At 45.7% G+C, this 18,679-nt stretch carries 14 protein-coding genes and 1 other RNA gene; 11 read left to right on the plus strand and 4 right to left on the minus strand.

Translation table 11 applies throughout. The annotated features are described in order from the left end of the window. Positions 1-321: 321 nt before the first annotated feature. Positions 322-678: a transfer-messenger RNA gene (ssrA, locus tag AAEU32_RS03690) on the minus strand. Between the two features lie 207 nt (positions 679-885). After that, positions 886-1,563, minus strand: coding sequence for a ribonuclease T (gene rnt, locus AAEU32_RS03695; protein WP_421969179.1), 678 nt, complete (start codon positions 1,561-1,563; stop codon positions 886-888). A 177-nt stretch (positions 1,564-1,740) separates the two neighbouring features. On the opposite strand from rnt, the gene AAEU32_RS03700 reads away from it, so the two are divergent. Continuing rightward, on the plus strand, positions 1,741-2,607 hold the full coding sequence (locus AAEU32_RS03700; RefSeq protein ID WP_421969180.1) for a flagellar protein MotY: 867 nt from the start codon (positions 1,741-1,743) through the stop codon (positions 2,605-2,607). A 77-nt stretch (positions 2,608-2,684) separates the two neighbouring features. On the opposite strand, the gene AAEU32_RS03705 is transcribed toward AAEU32_RS03700, so the two are convergent. Both AAEU32_RS03705 and mnmC read right to left on the minus strand, forming a co-directional pair. Continuing rightward, positions 2,685-3,044, minus strand: coding sequence for a hypothetical protein (locus AAEU32_RS03705; protein WP_421969181.1), 360 nt, complete (start codon positions 3,042-3,044; stop codon positions 2,685-2,687). 121 nt (positions 3,045-3,165) lie between these two features. Next, entirely contained in the window at positions 3,166-5,145 is a 1,980-nt protein-coding gene (gene mnmC, locus AAEU32_RS03710; protein ID WP_421969182.1) for a bifunctional tRNA (5-methylaminomethyl-2-thiouridine)(34)-methyltransferase MnmC2/FAD-dependent 5-carboxymethylaminomethyl-2-thiouridine(34) oxidoreductase MnmC1, read from the minus strand. Positions 5,146-5,332: 187 nt separating this feature from the next. Between mnmC and fabB the strand changes: the two genes are divergently transcribed. The 10 genes from fabB (at position 5,333) to purF (ending at position 18,653) form a co-directional block, all read left to right on the plus strand. Further along, positions 5,333-6,547 (plus strand): beta-ketoacyl-ACP synthase I, encoded by a 1,215-nt coding sequence (gene fabB, locus AAEU32_RS03715; RefSeq protein ID WP_421969183.1) that lies wholly within the window; start codon positions 5,333-5,335, stop codon positions 6,545-6,547. A gap of 103 nt (positions 6,548-6,650) precedes the next feature. After that, complete coding sequence (locus AAEU32_RS03720) at positions 6,651-7,766, plus strand: 4-phosphoerythronate dehydrogenase (protein ID WP_421969184.1); 1,116 nt, start codon at positions 6,651-6,653, stop codon at positions 7,764-7,766. A gap of 17 nt (positions 7,767-7,783) precedes the next feature. Next, positions 7,784-8,800 (plus strand): aspartate-semialdehyde dehydrogenase, encoded by a 1,017-nt coding sequence (locus AAEU32_RS03725; protein WP_421969185.1) that lies wholly within the window; start codon positions 7,784-7,786, stop codon positions 8,798-8,800. A gap of 213 nt (positions 8,801-9,013) precedes the next feature. Further along, a complete protein-coding gene (locus AAEU32_RS03730) occupies positions 9,014-12,589 on the plus strand; it encodes a FimV/HubP family polar landmark protein (protein WP_421969186.1) in 3,576 nt (1,191 codons plus the stop codon). 125 nt (positions 12,590-12,714) lie between these two features. Then, complete coding sequence (truA, locus tag AAEU32_RS03735; RefSeq protein WP_421969187.1) at positions 12,715-13,503, plus strand: tRNA pseudouridine(38-40) synthase TruA; 789 nt, start codon at positions 12,715-12,717, stop codon at positions 13,501-13,503. Positions 13,504-13,749: 246 nt separating this feature from the next. Next, positions 13,750-14,625, plus strand: coding sequence for an acetyl-CoA carboxylase, carboxyltransferase subunit beta (gene accD, locus AAEU32_RS03740; protein ID WP_421969188.1), 876 nt, complete (start codon positions 13,750-13,752; stop codon positions 14,623-14,625). Between the two features lie 27 nt (positions 14,626-14,652). Next, positions 14,653-15,912, plus strand: a complete 1,260-nt coding sequence (gene folC, locus AAEU32_RS03745; protein WP_421969189.1) for a bifunctional tetrahydrofolate synthase/dihydrofolate synthase — start codon at positions 14,653-14,655, stop codon at positions 15,910-15,912. 9 nt (positions 15,913-15,921) lie between these two features. Then, positions 15,922-16,566, plus strand: coding sequence for an SPOR domain-containing protein (locus tag AAEU32_RS03750; protein ID WP_421969190.1), 645 nt, complete (start codon positions 15,922-15,924; stop codon positions 16,564-16,566). A 60-nt stretch (positions 16,567-16,626) separates the two neighbouring features. Continuing rightward, positions 16,627-17,121 (plus strand): CvpA family protein, encoded by a 495-nt coding sequence (locus AAEU32_RS03755; protein ID WP_421969191.1) that lies wholly within the window; start codon positions 16,627-16,629, stop codon positions 17,119-17,121. 17 nt (positions 17,122-17,138) lie between these two features. Beyond that, positions 17,139-18,653, plus strand: coding sequence for an amidophosphoribosyltransferase (purF, locus tag AAEU32_RS03760; protein WP_421969192.1), 1,515 nt, complete (start codon positions 17,139-17,141; stop codon positions 18,651-18,653). Positions 18,654-18,679: the final 26 nt, after the last annotated feature.

Here is an 18,679-nt window from a genome sequence, read left to right on the forward strand (position 1 = left end):
CCGTGGGGTTTATGATTTCAGGCATCCTGCCTTTCACCGCTCGCTGTGCTCGGGCCGTACAAAGCACGTTCAAATTTGCTTCCGGCAAATTTGTCACCACCCGAATTCCACGCAATAAAAAACCCCGTGCTTATCAGCACAGGGTTTGTTTGGGTGTCGAACTATAGGGGGATTGTACTCAAATGCATCCATGCATTTGCCCCTTCGGGCGCCTGCGCGGTACAAAATGCTCCCGACATTTTGTGAACCCGTGGGGTTTCATTCACCACCCGAATTCCACGCAATAAAAAACCCCGTGCTTATCAGCACAGGGTTTGTTATTGGTGGAGCTGGGGGGATTTGAACCCCCGTCCGGAAAACCTCGACCATCGGTCCTACATGTTTAGTATCGTCTTTTGGTTAACCTTTGAGTCTCGGACGAACACGATAAACAAAGGCGAGGCCGCTTAGTTTTAGCCCTTCAACCCCGGCCAGGGTTTCCGTAGCGAGTCCATGTAGGGTGACACTTCAGAACCGGGTCCACAGACATACACCGGAGAAGTGCTAGCGGGCTATTATGCCGCTAGAGCGTAGTTATCGTCGTTTGCGATTACTTTAAATGCGGCTTTTTTACGAGGCCAACCGCACCTCGACATGCACCTCAGGCTTCTTGAATCCCGTCGAATCCTAATCAGCCCCTGAATCCAAAAATTCAGTACTTGTTAACTCATTGCCTTAGGCAATAACGTCAACATTTGCGGGCATTGTAGCCCCTACGTTCTGGCTTATCAATACATTTCGTTAAATCTACGAGCTGCTAAACCATTGAAAGTAGTTAATTGATTACTCTTTAATCTATATGGTGTCGCCAGTGCAAAAAATCAAGTGAGGGGGAGCAAACGCGATTTAGTTGTCTTGCTCGTTATTAGTGTTTTCTTGCTCGTCTGTATTTTCTTCAGGTAATGGCCAGCCTCCCAGCGCTTGCCACTTATTGACGATGTAACAGAACAATTCAGCTGTACGTTCGGTATCGTATAAAGCACTGTGCGCCTGCGAATTATCAAAATCTATTCCTGCCGCACGACATGCTTTTGCAAGTACTGTTTGGCCAAGCGCCAACCCCGCAAGTGATGTGGTGTCGAAGCTCACAAATGGGTGAAATGGGATGCGCTTAATTTTACAACGTTCAATAGCCGTATTAAGGAAGCCGTGATCGAATGCAGCATTATGCGCCACAATCACAGAGCGTTGACAGCCCGCGTCTTTTTGCGCCTTGCGCACGAATTTGCAGATGCTTTTCATGGCTTCAGATTCATCAACAGCACCACGCAGTTCAGAGAAAGGGTCGATACCATTAAACTCAATAGCTGATTGCTCTATATTGGCGCCTTCAAAGGGCTTAACATGAAAATGTTGGGTTTGATCTAGGCTTAGCACACCCTCGTCATCCATTTTTAACGTGGTGACTGCAATTTCGAGTAACGCATCCGTTTGATTATTAAAGCCTGCGGTTTCTACGTCGATAACTACAGGAAAGAAGCCACGAAAACGTTTTGCGAAAAGTGTTTGTTGTGCGTCTGCCATCAATTTACTGCCCAATGCCTTTAAAGGTCGGCTATTATGTCAAAAACTGGAGTAGGCTTACAGGGGCAGTAGTAAATATTTGTGACAGCCCATCCAGTATATGGGCGTTTGGTACAATAATTGCTTTGTTTCTAGGGTCAGTTAGGGTGTCAAATTACCAACAAGGTAGGGAGTTTCATGATTAAGTATTCAGTTGTCGCATTAGCACTTGGGGCAAGTACCTTTGCTCACGGGGCGATGCGCACATATGAAGCCGATGCGGCTACATCACATTGGGATTTAGTGGCAAATTCTCGCCTCCAATGCCAACTCAATCATGAAGTACCTTATTACGGCGAGGCAGTGTTTAGCGCCAATGCCAGTAAAAATCGTGACTTGCTTTTCAACCTTGATATGGTCGTGCAACCCGACACTTATGATTTAGCTTCACTTGAGGCGGTTCCGCCACGATGGCGCCCGGGCCAACAGGCTCGACCTTTGGCATCAATGGAGTTACTGCGCCAATTCGATGGTGAGTTAGGCAATAAAACCACGTGGCAAATTCTGTCAGAGCTAGAAAAGGGCAACCATCCTACCTTTTACTACCAAGATTGGCGCAATGAACAAGACCGTATTGCTGTAGCGCTTTCATCGCTTAATTTTAAAGACGCATACTGGTCGTTCATCCAATGTCGCGACAACCTCTTACCCTATAGTTTCGAAGATATTGCCTTTACTGTTATGAACTACAAAAAGAACTCCAGTGAGTTGACCAAGTCTTCTAAGAAGCGCTTGCAGCAAATTGGGGAATATTTGAAGCATGACAAAGAAATTGAATCGATCATGATCTCGGCATACACCGACAGTTATGGTGGGCGTTGGATTAACGAACAATTATCTATTCGCCGAGCAGAAGCGATCGCCACTTACATTAAAGAACTCGGTGTTGATGAGGGTAAGTTAGTGACCACGGGCTTTGGTGAGAAGCGTCATGTCGCACCTAATGAAACCGTGATTGGTCGAGGCAAAAACCGTAGGGTAGTGATTCAAATCGCAAAACCTTAAAGGTAATCGCGTAGTTTTAGTGCGCATAAATAATAAAGCCAGCGTTATGCTGGCTTTTTAATTAATCGAGTGAGAGGCTACATGTCGCTCCCAGCAGCAGCGCTCACCATCGCGCTTATCTCAGTCCACTCACCACGTTGATATACACTGATTTTCACAGGGTGGCTGTTTACCGTATAAAACAGTGTAAAACGGCCAATATCGCTGGTGGTTTTCATTGGCTCGCCAAGTTTGTTGCTGTAGAAGGACTGAACTTCTGCGTCGCTTAATCGAGTGAAACCGTCTAACACCATCGGGTATTTTTTATCTACCGTCATTCGGGTTTGAAAATCCTCAGGCAAAGGCAGCACAGATAAATCAGCCATAGCGTGTTGGCTTAGCGCAAGTAGCATACCTGCTGATAACATGGTTGCCGCTCGACGAAGGGCGTTGCTCATGGTTCCACTCCATTTATGAAATTCGCTTAATAAATAGTGCCTAACTGTTTGTCTCAACACAGAAACATGTGTACTAAAGAAGTTGGCTACTTTATAAAGTTAACCCATGTTTAACAAAAAATCATGTTATTTGTCCGCGTTTTAAGTTGCGAATTATAAAACGCGCAGGATGAAGCGCATGATCAACACGCAAACTCACCGGTATTGGTTCATCACATATACTGGCCACAAGCGTTTCTGCGCACAATGGTGCGGTGCAAAGTCCACGAGCTCCAAGGCCAGTGAATAGATGTAGGCCTTCATATTCATGGGTGAGAATTTGCTCACTGTGCCATTTACCTTTTGGCAATAATGGAAAAGTCCTCTGGTATTCATCCAACTGGGGGTATTGACCAAACATCGGTAAATGATCCGCAAAGGTGGCACGAATAGCCGCCTTTGCACCATTAATCTCTCCCAACATTTGTGTCCACTCACACTGACCATAGAATCCAGAGAACTGTTGCCAATTAGTCTGGTTGTCCTCATCACGAATGTCTCGCGCTTGGCTGTTTTTGGTAAAGGTTGCGCCCATGCAATGCTCGCCGTTCACACTCGGTGTGAAGTAACCCTTGTGGCATAACACGGTCTTGAGCTTGGCTGATTGTGCGCTTTGTGCCAAGTGTGACACTTGCCCACGTACGCTTTGCAAAGCAATGCCATCGCCCTCTAATAAGGCATTGCTGTGTTCAGCCGTACACACGAATACATCATCAAATGGACCATAAGTGCCACATTGCGAGTGCACTAGCCATTGACCATCGCTGCGCGCTATTTTGGTGATCTCACAGTTCATATTGATAGTGTGGTTACTCGCGTGGCATGCCGCGTCGACAATTGCATTGACAAGTTGAGGTGGGCTCACCCAGCCAGCCTCAGGAATATATAAGCCACCAAAAGGAGTATCAACACCCGCAATATCGCTGGCCTGTTGTGCATCAACCGCTTGGATAAGCCAAGTAGGCCAATTATTCTTTTCAACTAGGTTAGTGTGGCGCGCGACGATTTCATCTTTCACACCTTGGAGCAACACGCCACACCATTGATGATCAAAACGATGACCTTGGGCCAATAATGAATCATAAAAGCGACGTGCATACACAAAACTGTGTGCAAAAAATTCGCTCGCAGGTGAGTTGTCCGCTTGCAAGTGCGGATACACAGCACCTTGATTATTGTGCGAAGCGCCTTGTGCCAATTTATCATCTTTGCAAAATAAGCTCGCTGTTATGCCCCTAGCTCCTAATCTGTGCAGCAATGTCGCACTGGCTATGCCACCACCGATAATGGCAACCTTATTGAGGGCTCTCGGTGCGCGTTGATAAGGTTGTGGGCAGTTTGCTTTGGCTGAGGGCGAGGTTAACCGGCCAACGACCATTTCACGTTTGCGACCGTAGCCTTTTACTTTATTCACCTCGAAACCGGCTTGCTGTAAACCTCGGCGCACAAATCCCGCTGCTGTAAAGGTGGCAAAAGTCGCATGCTCTCGTCCAAGTTGCGCCATGGCGTCAAATAGACTCTGTTGCCACATGTCAGGGTTTTTACTTGGTGCAAAACCATCTAAAAACCACGCATCAACCAAGCCCCCAGTGCCATAGTTCATATTGGCCAAGGACTCGTGAACATCACCAATCCACAGATCCAGTGTCACATTGTCAAAGTGTAAACGGTGACACCCGGCAATCGCGTTTGGGTACTGTGATACTAGCTGTTGTGCATAGTGTTGCAGTTGCGGCCAATTAGCGAGCGCAGTCGCAAGGTCTTCTTTGCGAATAGGGTATTTTTCAAAGGAGATAAAATGTAAGTGCGTTGCTGTTTTATCTGCACATGATTCAAAGCGCTGCCAAGCATTAAGAAAGTTCAGACCTGTACCAAATCCCGTCTCTGCAATCACAAAATGACGGCGAGGGTGCGATTTTAGTCTCTCATCTACCTGATTATGCTGATAAAATACATAATCAGACTCAGCTAGGCCATCATCGTTTGAAAAGTAAACATCATCAAAATCGTCGGCAACTGGAGTGCCTGTTTCATTAAAATGGATTGTTGCGTGGGTGATCATTGCAGCTCAATAATGGTCAATTTGGACGCTATTTTAGCCCCTTTAAAGGGCGACGTATATTGTCACACAATGATCATCGCAACACGCTTGAAAAATTCAGAGTACATATGTACGCTGGAATGACCACTTTAGGGTAAGTTTCCGCGTACACTACACGCAATTTAGATATAAGCTAAGGTAAATTCTCATGAGAAGAGCCGTTATTACGGGTATCGGTGTTGTTTCAAGCATCGGTAATAATAAAGAAGAAGTATTAGAGTCCCTTAAATCAGGCAAAAGCGGTATCGCTTACAACCCAGAGTTTGCTGACTACAACCTGCGTAGCCAAGTTTCTGGTAGCATCGACCTAGACGTTAAAGAGCACGTTGACCGTAAAGCATTTCGCTTTATGGGCGATGCAGCGGCATATGCTTACATTTCAATGGCACAAGCAATCGAAGATGCAAATCTAAGCGAAGAGCATGTATCTAACGAACGCACTGGTCTAATTGTAGGTTCAGGCGGCGGTTCTTCTAAGTATCAAGTTGAAGCTGCAGATACTCTGCGCGAAAAGGGTGTTAAGCGCGTTGGTCCTTACATGGTTCCGCGTACTATGGCTAGTACAACATCAGCGTGTTTGGCTACTCCTTTCAAAATCAAAGGTGTTAACTACTCAATCAGTTCTGCATGTGCAACATCGGCACACTGTATTGGTCACGCAGTTGAGCAAATCCAACTTGGCAAACAAGATGTGATCTTTGCCGGTGGTGGTGAAGAGCTACACTGGACGCTAGCGATGGAATTCGACGCAATGGGCGCGCTTTCTACTAAGTACAATGAAACTCCAGAAAAAGCATCACGTACGTATGATGCAAATCGTGACGGTTTCGTAATCTCTGGCGGCGGCGGTATTGTTGTTGTTGAAGAGTTAGAGCATGCGCTTGCTCGTGGCGCTAAAATCTACGCTGAAATCACAGGTTACGGTGCAACATCAGATGGCTACGATATGGTAGCACCATCAGGTGAGGGTGCAGTACGTTGTATGCGCCAAGCAATGCAAAACTTAGATACTCCTGTTGATTACCTAAACACTCACGGTACTTCTACTCCGGTAGGTGACGTTAAAGAGTTAGGTGCAATTCAAGAAGTATTCGGTGGTAATTCACCAGCTATCAGTGCAACTAAAGCGATGACAGGTCACGCGCTAGGCGCAGCAGGTGTGCATGAAGCAATTTACTCTCTACTGATGCTAGAGAACAACTTTGTAGCACCGTCAATTAATATTGATGAGCTAGATGAGCAAGCACAAGGCCTTGATATTGTAACGGAGCGTCGTGACGTTGAGTTGAACACAGTTATGTCGAACAGTTTCGGCTTCGGTGGCACCAATGCAACGCTCGTTATGAGCAAATACAAAGGCTAATTGATGTATTAGCGAACAAAAAGCCACGCAAATGCGTGGCTTTTTTGCTTTGTGCGCAGCACATGATTAAAATAGCGCTCCGCTGTTGTCGCTGGGACTAAAAATGAAAATATTAGCAGACCAAAATATGCCATTAGTAGAAGCTTTTTTCTCGCCATTGGGAGAAATAATACGCTTTGATGGCAGGTCCCTTACCCCAGAGCAAGCCAAGGATGCTGACGTATTACTGACGCGCTCAGTAACCAATGTCAACGAAGCATTGCTTGCACAAAACACCCAACTTAAGTTTGTTGGTACGGCAACTATCGGAGTTGACCATATCGACCAAACCTATTTGCAAAGTCGCAATGTGCCGTTCTCAAGTGCGCCAGGTTGTAATTCAATTGCGGTGGCTGAATACGTGCTCAGTGCTATTTTTGCGTTGGCACAAGAACAGCACTTTTCTGTTTTTGAAAAAACCATCGCCATTGTTGGAGTCGGTAGCATAGGTCAATGCTTAGCGGACAAACTCGCTGCTGTTGGTGTGAAAACCTTGCTGGTAGACCCGCCTCGCCAAGCGCGTGGGGATAACGGCAACTGGCATGAGTTAGACGATGCGCTAGCACAATCTGATATTGTTACTTTCCACGTGCCTTTGGTCAAAGAAGGGCAGCACTGTACCTATCATTTACTCGATAAGGCACGAATTGATGCATTGGCAGCGAATAAAATAGTCATTAATGCCAGTCGCGGTGATGTTATTGATAACCAAGCTCTACTGGCTCGCCAACAAGAGCATGATGACTTATGTCTAGTGCTTGATGTGTGGGAAAATGAGCCGGATATTCTTGAAGAATTAATTCCATTTGTTGAGCTTGCTTCGGTGCATATTGCTGGCCATACATTGGAAGGCAAGGGCCGTGGCACCTTGATGTTATACCAAGCGTTATGTCAGCATTTAGATATTGCGCCAAGCAGTAGCTTGGTTGATCATTTACCAACACCGAGTTTACAGACATTAACGCTCAGCGATACATGGAGCCTAGATGAACTAGGTTCCTTGGTTCACCTTATTTATGATGTGCGTCGTGATGACGCCATATTGAGAGCACAATTACAAAGCCATGGCTTTGATGTGTTGCGAAAGAATTACCCGGTTCGCCGTGAGTTAAGTACGCTTAAGCTTACAGGTAGCAACCCTAATCTAAACGCGTTGGCTGCGTTTGGTTTTAGTATTTAACGCCTTGAGGAAAAAGCATGTCGCAAAAATTTAATGTCGCGGTTTTAGGCGCCACAGGTCTTGTGGGTCGTCAGATCATTGAAACATTGGCCGAAAGAAAGTTTCCAGTGGGTCAGCTTTTCCCGCTGGCCAGTAGCCGCTCTGCGGGTGAAGAAATTGAATTCAATGGTGAAACCATTGAAGTACTAAACGTGGAAGAGTTTGACTTCTCTCAAGCACATATTGGTTTATTCTCAGCAGGCGGAAGCGTGTCTGAAAAGTACGCGCCGATAGCCGCTGACGCTGGCTGTGTTGTTATTGATAATACCTCGCACTTTCGCTACGACTTCGACATCCCGCTTGTTGTTCCAGAAGTGAACAGTGCAAGTCTCGCTGATTTTCGTAATCGCAACATTATTGCCAACCCAAACTGCTCAACTATTCAGATGTTAGTTGCGCTAAAACCTATCTACGATGCTTATGGTATCGAGCGTATTAATGTGTCGACGTACCAAGCGGTTTCAGGGGCAGGCAAAGAGGCGGTTGATGAGCTAGCCAAGCAAACTGCGAATCTGATGAATGGTCGTCCTATGGACAACCAAGTATTCCCTAAGCAAATGGCCTTTAATGTCATTCCGCAAATTGATGCGTTTGAAGAAAATGGCTACACCCGTGAAGAAATGAAAATGGTGTGGGAAACGCAGAAGATTCTGGGTGATGAAACTGTAATGGTTAACCCTACTGCGGTGCGTGTGCCAGTGTTTTTTGGTCACGCAGAAGCCATTCACTTAGAAACACGTATGCCTGTGGACATTGAGCATGTTAAACAGCTACTTCAAGATGCACCAGGTGTTGAGCTTATTGAAGATGAGCACGATTACCCAACGCCAGTATCAGATGCAAGCGGCAATGACACGGTATATGTGGGTCGCGTGCGGCAAGATATTTCTCATCCACATGGTTTGAATATGTGGGTGGTGAGTGACAATACTCGCAAAGGCGCTGCAACTAACAGTGTGCAGATAGCCGAAGAGTTAATTGCACACTATCTATAATAAAAGCGGCCTAGAGCCGCTTTTTTGTTATTTATCAAAAACTTCATAAACAGGGCAAATTGCTAGGAAGGCCGTGGATATTCATAAATAACTGGTTTATAGTTTGAAAGTGGAATGATGCTTGCTGGTAAGCATAAGAATAAAAACGAATAGTCAGAAAATGGTCATTTTTTACCTATCTGCACAGAGCATTTTAGTTATTAAAGGATAAGCATGCGCGCTTTAGTCACACTGGTTTTTTTGATTGCAGCCCTTACCCACAGCGGAGCAGGTGCAGAGAGTACTGAGATCCGAGGCCCTAAGGGCGTAGATTTCGGTGAACAAGGACGCTCTATTGGCCCTATTAAATCCACTGATACCTTGTGGCGATTAGCAGCAAAGGTTAAGCCTGATAACTCGGTCACCATGTATCAAATGATGGTCGCCTTGTATGAAAAAAATCCTGATTCCTTTTTAGATAAAAACCTTAACCACATGCGTGTGGGCGCGTATCTGCGCATTCCTTCACTGCGAGAAATCAAATCGATAGACCCACAACGAGCACGCCAGAAATCTGAACTCGACGATAAGCTATGGGAAAAAATCCGTACCGGCAAGATTGACACTGGCGAAATTGACCTCGTAGCGCAACAAACGACGTCAGCCCGCCAAGCTGATGTTGAGAAGGCCAAATCAGAGTTAAAATCTGAGCTTGAGCAAGTTAAACAGGCGCAGAGTGAACAACTTGCTCAGTTACAACAGCAGTTCAAAATGTCAGTGACGGATGTTGAATCTATCTTGGCAGAAAATCAGCAACTCAAAGAACAGTTGGAGAAGATCAATGAGCAATTAGGCTTGGTCAAAGCACAACTTGATGAAAAGGATGCAGAGTTGCAGCAGCAGTTGCTTCAAATTATTGCTGAACGTGAAGCAATGGCAAGAAAGCAAAAAGCAGAGGCCGAGGCTAACAAAAGTATTCTTGATAGCATGCCGAGTTGGCTCAAACTCGTTTTGATGATGACCATCCCAGCGATTGCAATTTTAGGCTTGGTTATATTCCTGCTAAAAAGACGCAGTAAAAAAGAAGAACCGCTCGCGACAAGCGATGACGAATTTATTCCTCAATCACCCACGTTAAATCCTCAGCCCACAACCAGTGGTATTGATAACCTAGACCTCAATGACGGCAGTGATGGCCTGGATGATTTGCCTTTAGATGACGTATTGGATGAGCCATTGGACGATCCCTTAGATGAGCCAGGGATCCAGTTAGATGACGACGATGATTTTCTAAGTACCGATGATGACATGCTCTATGAAGATGAGAATGCGTCGCAAGATATCGACTCTGTGTTGGAAAAAGATGAGTTAGACGACTTATTAGGTGATGATGACATCGTATTTGACGACGAAGACGGTGCGCCGGTCAGCCAAGAAGAAGCTGTGTTGCAGCAGAATTTCGATATGCCAAGTGATGATGACATCAGTGTTGATTTGCCTGATGAAAGTGAGCCTGACGATGTGTTGGATGAGGATGATATCGATGACTTATTTGCTACCGAAGGGGAAAGTGAACCCAGCGATATCATTGCGGATCTACCTCAAGGTGATGCCAGTGATGAAGCCATGGCCGCGCTCTCTGAAGAGTTGGCAGAGGAACATCTAACAGACGATACGTTGAGTGAATCAAATGATGTAGATATCGATAGCCTGCTCGATGAAGAGGTCGCAGATGACAGCGCAGGGGCTGAAGACGATTTAGATATCGATAGCCTGCTTGAAGAAGAAGCGGTAGATGACAGCGCAGTGGCTGAAGACGATTTAGATATCGATAGCCTGCTTGAAGAAGAGGCTGCAGATGATAGCGCAGCGGCTGAAGATGAACTCGATGTTGATAGCCTGCTCGAAGAAGCTGCAGATGATAGCGCAGCGGCTGAAGATGAACTCGATGTTGATAGCCTGCTCGAAGAAGCTGCAGATGACAACGTAGCGGCTGAAGACGAACTCGATGTTGATAGCTTGCTTGAAGAAGCAGCAGATGACAGCGCAGTGGCTGAAGACGATTTAGATATCGATAGCCTGCTCGAAGAAGAAGCTGCAGATGACAGCGCAGTGGCTGAAGACGATTTAGATATCGATAACCTGCTCGAAGAAGAGACCGCAGATGATAGCGCAGCGGCTGAAGATGAATTCGATGTTGATAGCTTGCTCGAAGAAGAAGCTGCAGATGACAGCGTAGAGGCTGAAGACGAACTCGATGTTGATAGCCTGCTCGACGAAGAGGCTGCAGATGACAGCGCCGCGGCTGAAGACGAACTCGATGTCGATAGCTTGCTTGAAGAAGAAACCGCAGATGACAGCGCAGTGGCTGAAGACGATTTAGATATCGATAGCCTGCTCGAAGAAGAAGCGGTAGATGACAGCGCCGCGGCTGAAGACGAACTCGATGTTGATAGCCTGCTTGAAGAAGAAACCGCAGATGACAGCGCAGTGGCTGAAGACGATTTAGATATCGATAGCCTGCTCGACGAAGAGGCTGCAGATGACAGTGCAGTGGCTGAAGACGATTTAGATATCGATAGCCTGCTCGAAGAAGAGGGCGCAGATGACAGTGCAGTGGCTGAAGACGAACTCGATGTTGATAGCCTGCTCGAAGAAGCGGCAGATGACAGCGCAGTGACTGAAGACGAACTCGATGTGGATAGCTTGCTTGAAGAAGAGGCTGCAGATGACAGCGCAGTGGCTGCAGATGACAGCGCAGTGGCTGCAGATGACAGCGCAGTGGCTGAAGATGAACTCGATGTAGATAGCCTGCTTGAAGAGGAACTTGCTGATACGCAAGCAGAAGATGAAGAAGCAACAGGCAGTGATCTGCTTGAAGATGATAGTGAAATGTCAGTTGACGAGCCCTCAAGCTCGCTTGAGGACTTAGAGCGAGAACTTAATGGTGATTTCAGCGATGAAGCGGTTGCTGAGCTCGAAGATGACTTTTCAGATTTTGACGAGCCGAGTTTAGAAATAGATTTAGGCGACGATCCGCTATCCGACGATGATGAACAGCCACTTAGCGACGACTCGCATGTTGAATTGGGGGACGTTGAAAACCCCAGCGCTCAGCTTGAAGATTACCCTGAGTTGGAGTTGGATGAAGAGTTTAATAGTGATGACGAACAGCGCCTCAGTGATGCAATGTCGGCAACTCAAGAGTTTGATATTGAGGACTCACTTGACGATTCATTAGATGACTCGCTCGAAGGGGAATTCGAAGATGGCGATGATGAACAAGCTGCACTCGATGATTCGCAAATGGATGAAGACTTTTTGTCGGATCTTACACAAACAGACTTTGATGCCATGCTCAACGAATTGGCAGAACCTGACGATATTGAAGGCCATGAGCAGGACGAAGAGCTTGATCTCGCGACATTGCTTGATGAGGGCAATGAGCTTGACTCAGAGTCTCGCTCGGAAGCCGATAATGCCTCACAAGAGCCTATCGATGAGCAGGCTTACGTTGAGATTGAAGATTTGTTAGAGCAAAGTGATGAAGTAGATCCGCAAGAAGAGCCGTACACAGACGCCAATATGGATGTAGGGCTTGATGAATTTGATGATTTGCTTGAGGACTCTGAGAAAACGGATGTAGACACCGAAGAGGGCGGCTACAGTGCCAAACTTGATTTGGCACGAGCGTACATTGAAATTGATGATGTCGACTCCGCTTTAGAGGCGCTGCAGGAAGTGCTAGATAACGGTCCTGAGTCTTTGCAAGAAGAGGCGCAAGCACTCAAAGAGCGACTCAAAGATTAAATCTCGAATAAAAGCAGCCTTGGCTGCTTTTTTTATGTTCAGTGTTAGGCTCTTTATGGTGCACATTAGCTATTTGCCCTCGGAGCAGATAAAATGCGGAAAATTTTAGTTAATACAGAATGTCCATGCGCGTCGCTTTAGGAATTGAATATAACGGTGCTCGCTACAGTGGCTGGCAGCGTCAGTCACATGTAAGCAGTATCCAACAAGAAATCGAAACCGCTCTGTCGAGAATTTGTAATCATAACGTCGATATCACTTGTGCAGGTCGCACTGATGCGGGTGTTCATGCAACTGGTCAGGTGGTGCATTTTGATACTCATGCTGAGCGAGACATGGGGGCGTTTACCTTAGGTATGAATTCGCAGTTACCTGATGACATCGCGGTGCGTTACGCGATGCAAACAGATGATGAATTTCATGCTCGTTTTAGCGCAACCGCTAGGCGCTATCGTTACGTCATCTACAATCATCCTTATCGCCCAGGTATATTGCGCTCTGGAGTCACCCATTATCATCATCCGTTGGATGAAAAACGCATGCAAGCAGCATGTCCTTATATGCTGGGTGAGCAAGACTTTACGTCATTTAGAGCCGTTCACTGTCAGTCGAACACACCATTTCGTAATATCCATCATCTCAATGTTGAGCGGGTTGGTGATTACATTGTTATAGATATCAAAGCCAATGCGTTTTTACATCACATGGTGCGTAACATTACTGGTTGTTTGATTGACATTGGTGTTGGTGAACAAGAGCCTGATTGGATGCAGCACCTACTGCAAATCAAAGACCGTACTCAAGCCAGCGCAACAGCAAAACCGAATGGCTTGTATTTGGTGGATGTAGATTACCCTGATAAGTGGCAAATTCCATCAACACCGCTTGGGCCATTGTTTTTACCCAACAACTAGGACGTTGGTTTGAACAAGTTTCATACCTCAAAGGTCATCACGTCCCAGACTTTCATGTGCAAAAAACAGCCCAATTTAGGGCTGTTTTTAGTTAAGTTACCAGTAAAATGCGCGTAATAGCGCACTACACCGACCAGTTTTTTATATCTAAGCAACTAAATTCATGTTTTAATTATGCTAATTTATCGGCTAATTTTGGGGTAGTAGAGCTATCCCGCTACTAACAAGCATTTAAGAGAGTTGCAGATGAGCTGGTTAGAAAAAATCTTACCAAAAACAACAAAATCTTCGGGCAAGAAAGAGATCCCTGAAGGTGTATGGGCAAAATGTACGTCATGTGATGCCATTCTTTATAAGGCAGAGCTAGAAAAAGCAATGAACGTATGCCCTAAGTGTGACCACCACATGCGTATCACAGCGCGTAAGCGTTTAGAGCTATTTTTAGATGACGCAGGTCGCACTGAACTGGGTGCTCAGTTCGAGCCCCAAGATGTTTTAAAATTCAAAGACTCTAAAAAGTATTCAGACCGTATCAGCGCTGCACAAAAGAGCAGTGGTGAAAAAGACGCCCTGGTTGCGATGAAAGGCCAGTTAAAAGGTATTCCAGTTGCAGCAGTGTCATTCGAATTCGCTTACATGGGTGGTTCAATGGGCTCTGTAGTAGGAGCGCGTTTTGTAGAAGCTGTGAATGTGTGTCTTGAGCACAACATGCCGCTGATTTGTTTCTCTGCATCTGGTGGTGCACGTATGCAAGAAGCACTTATGTCTCTAATGCAGATGGCAAAAACCAGTGCAGCTTTGGCAAAAATGAGCGAAAAAGGTTTACCATTTATCTCAGTGCTGACAGACCCAACAATGGGTGGTGTTTCTGCGTCATTAGCGATGCTAGGTGATGTAAACGTTGCTGAACCAAAAGCATTGATTGGTTTTGCTGGCCCGCGTGTAATCGAACAAACCGTTCGTGAAACGCTACCAGATGGCTTCCAACGTAGTGAGTTTTTGCTTGAGCATGGCGCAATCGACATGATTGTTGACCGTCGTGAAATGCGTGACACGTTAGCGCGCTTAGTTGCCAAGCTAATGAACTTGCCTTCTACTGAACAAGAGCATAGAGTAGCGTAAATTTCTCGGCAATCTAGAAACTTACCTATGTCAGATTCAATACCGAGCCAATCATCTAGCCTAGATGATTGGCTTTGTTATTTAGAACAACTTCACCCAAGCAATATCGAGATGGGCTTAGAGCGAGTTGAAAAAGTCGCTAAGCAAATAGGTCTTCTTGATACGCGCAGCAAAATCATTCTTATCGCAGGCACTAACGGCAAGGGTACTACGGCACAATGCCTTGAAAAATTGCTACTTGCACAGGGTTTCAGTGTTGGAACATACGCATCACCACACCTGATTCGTTACAACGAGCGAGTGCGTATAAATGGCGCTGAGCTTGATGACCAATATCATGTTGATGCTTTTTTTGAGTTAGAGCAGGGCCGTGGCGATACAGCACTTACGTATTTTGAATACGGCACGCTTGGCGCATTGGCTATTTTCAAGCGCATGGACGTGGATTATGTGCTGTTAGAAGTTGGTTTAGGAGGGCGCTTTGACGCCACAAACATTGTTGATCCTATCGCCAGTGTGATCACCACGGTTGATTTAGACCACAAAGAATATTTGGGTGATACGCGTGAATTGGTAGGGTATGACAAAGCTGGGATTTTTCGAGCTGGCATTCCTGCAATAGTGGGGGATCTTGATATTCCGCATACGGTTGTCGACTATGGTGAACACATTGATGCGGACCTGTGCTTATCAAAGCGTGATTTCTTCTTCAATGAAGATGAGTTGACCTTTAGTTGGAAAATGGGCGAGTTTGACTTGTGTTTTGCACAGCCTGCCATTCCTGCACAAAACGCGGCAACCGCGTTAAGTGTGTTGTATAAGCTTGACCTACTGCCAGATGCCACCCTAATTGCCGACTGTTTAAAGCAGCTTCATGTTCAGGGACGTTTTCAACAACTCAGCAGTGCACCTTTAGTGTACACCGATGTGGCACATAACCGTGAATCTGCTCGTTTTCTAGCTAAGCGTTTAAATTCATTTAAGGAACAAGGGTTTACTATCCATGCGGTTGTTGGCATGCTGGCTGATAAAGAACACGGTGACGTGATAGAAGCGATGACTGACAGTGTTGATGCATGGCATGTTGCATCATTGCATAACTTTCGCGGCACACAAGCCACAGAGTTGGCAAAAACCTTGAGTCAATATGTTCCAATCGCTGGCACGTATGATCAAGTAGAAGATGCCATCAAAACAGTGATGCCGCAATTAGGTGAGCAACAGCTTTTGATTATCTTCGGTTCGTTTTACACTGTTGCACAGGCAATTACATTTTTTAAGAGTTAGGGGCGTTACGTGAACTCAGGGTTTGTTAATCGTTTAGTTGGTACAACCATCGTTGTTGTAGCGGCGATTGTGTTTATTCCCAATATCTTAGACGGCGACAAGGTGCGCTACAAAGAGGGGTTCAAAGCGATTCCTGAGCGTCCTGAGTTCAAGTCCATCGACTTACAAGAAGCGTTGTCACAAAAGGCAGAGCAAGCGTCTTTGCCTAAAGATCCTAAGGTTGAAGAAATCAGCGCGGATGACGACCAGTTAGACACAGCTACACAAGAGTCTGTACCTGAACAACAAAGCGAGACGTCAGAGGTGGCCCTCGATAGCGCTAATACCCCTCAAGAGTCTCAAAACGTTACTGTGTCGACTATGGTGCCTGCTGAACCTCTTGAACGAGCACCGCAAAGCAATTTGCAAGAAATGGCATATGTGGTGCAACTTGGTGCTTTTTCTCGTCAAGGTAGCGTAGACGCACTGACCAAAAAGCTTAAAGAAAATGGTTTTACCGTGTTTACTCGTAAGGTACAAACGCCTAATGGCTCTTTGACTAAGGTTTTGGTCGGTCCAGAGCTTGATAAAGCGAAGTTAGAGCAGCAACTTCCCCAGTTACAAAAGCTGACTAATTTAAAAGGACGAATCACACAGTTTCAAGTGACAAAATGATCTGGTATTTAACGTCTTGCTCCGATAGAATGCGCCCCAAACTAATGACAAGTGGTTATTATGATCTGGGTTGATTACGCCATTGCCGGCATTATTGCACTGTCTACCATTATTGGCTTGGTGCGAGGCTTTGTTAAAGAGTCTATGTCACTCGCCGTTTGGGCCGCCGCGTTTTTTGTATCCAGTATCTTTTACCCTTATTTAGCATCCTACCTAACTAATATTTCTGAACCCCTTTTACGAAATGCAGCAGCGATAGCCATACTATTCTTCTCTACGCTGCTATTAGGTGGGTTATTAAACTACATCCTTGGTGAACTCGTTGAACGTACGGGTTTGTCGGGCACAGATCGCGTATTTGGAATCGTGTTCGGTGCTCTCAGAGGGGTGTTGGTCGTTAGTGCAATCCTGTTCTTCCTAGACGCTTTCACCTCAGCCCCTAATACAAATTGGTGGAGCGCCTCTAGACTAATCCCTGAATTTGGCTTTGTGATCGAGTGGTTCTTTGACTACCTTGAGAGCAATTCAAGCTTTTTAAATTCAGCTAACCGTTAATCGGCGAGGAAAATTTAATGTGTGGTATCGTAGGTATAGTCGGAACATCGCCAGTTAATCAGGCGTTATATGACGGCTTAACTGTTTTGCAACACCGCGGCCAAGACGCGGCGGGTATTATTACTATTGAAGATAATACCTTCAGCTTGCGTAAGGCAAACGGTCTTGTTAAGGATGTATTCCATACAAGACACATGAAGCGCTTACAGGGTAATATTGGCCTTGGTCACGTGCGCTACCCAACTGCAGGAACGTCAAGTTCAGCAGAAGCACAGCCTTTTTATGTAAACTCTCCGTTTGGTATTGCAATGGCACACAATGGTAACTTAACCAATGCCGAGCAATTAAAACAGCAGCTGTTTACTGAGGCTCGTCGCCACGTAAACACCAACTCTGATTCAGAGATTTTGCTAAACATTCTTGCTCATGAGTTGTGTAAGTCAGGCAAGATGCACTTAGAGCCTGAAGATATCTTTGCTGCTATCTCAGAAGTAAACTCTAAAGTGGTAGGTGGTTATGCGACAATCGCAATGATCATTGGCCATGGTATGGTGGCATTTCGTGACCCACATGGTATCCGCCCGCTTATTTTTGGTAAGCGTGAGACCGAAAACGGTACTGAATACATGTTCTCTTCTGAAAGCGTAGCGCTTGATGCTGATGGCTTTGAAGTGATCCGTGATGTAGCGCCAGGTGAGGTGATTTACGTCACTGAAGATGGTCAATTGTTTGCGCAATTATGTGCAGATAAGTCAGTGTACAATCCATGCCTTTTTGAATTCGTGTATTTTGCTCGTCCAGATTCAACCATCGATAATATGTCGGTTTACGCAACACGCGTGAATATGGGTACTAAGCTGGGTGAAAAAATTGCTCGCGAATGGGCTGATAAAGACATCGACGTGGTTATTCCAATTCCTGAGACATCATGTGATATCGCCCTAGAGATTGCCTCTGTACTTGATTTGCCATATCGCCAAGGTTTTGTGAAGAACCGCTACATTGGCCGTACCTTCATCATGCCAGGCCAAGAAATGCGCAAAAAGTCAGTGCGTCGTAAACTAAACGCTATTTCGCGCGAATTCCAAGGCAAGAATGTGTTGTTAGTTGATGATTCAATTGTACGTGGTACCACATCAGCGCAAATAGTTGAGATGGCACGTGAAGCCGGTGCGAAGAATGTATACTTTGCATCAGCAGCACCTGAAGTTCGTTTCCCGAATGTGTATGGTATCGACATGCCGTCAGCTGCAGAGTTGATTGCGCATGGCCGTGAAGTTGAAGACATCAACGCAAGTATTGGTGCTGATGGCTTAATTTATCAATCGCTTAGCGATTTGGTAGCGGCTGTGTCACAAGAAAACCCTGAAATCACACGTTTTGAAACATCCGTATTTGACGGTAACTATGTAACAGGTGACATCAACCAAGATTATTTGAATCGTATTGATGAGTTACGTAATGATTCTGCAAAGTCGGGTCGTGAGAAGGCAATGTCGGCAAACTTGGAAATCCATAACCAAGACGACTGATCCACATCTGACGAAAAAAAGGCCGC

Source organism: Pseudoalteromonas maris, assembly GCF_049257235.1.
Classification (GTDB): Bacteria; Pseudomonadota; Gammaproteobacteria; order Enterobacterales; family Alteromonadaceae; genus Pseudoalteromonas.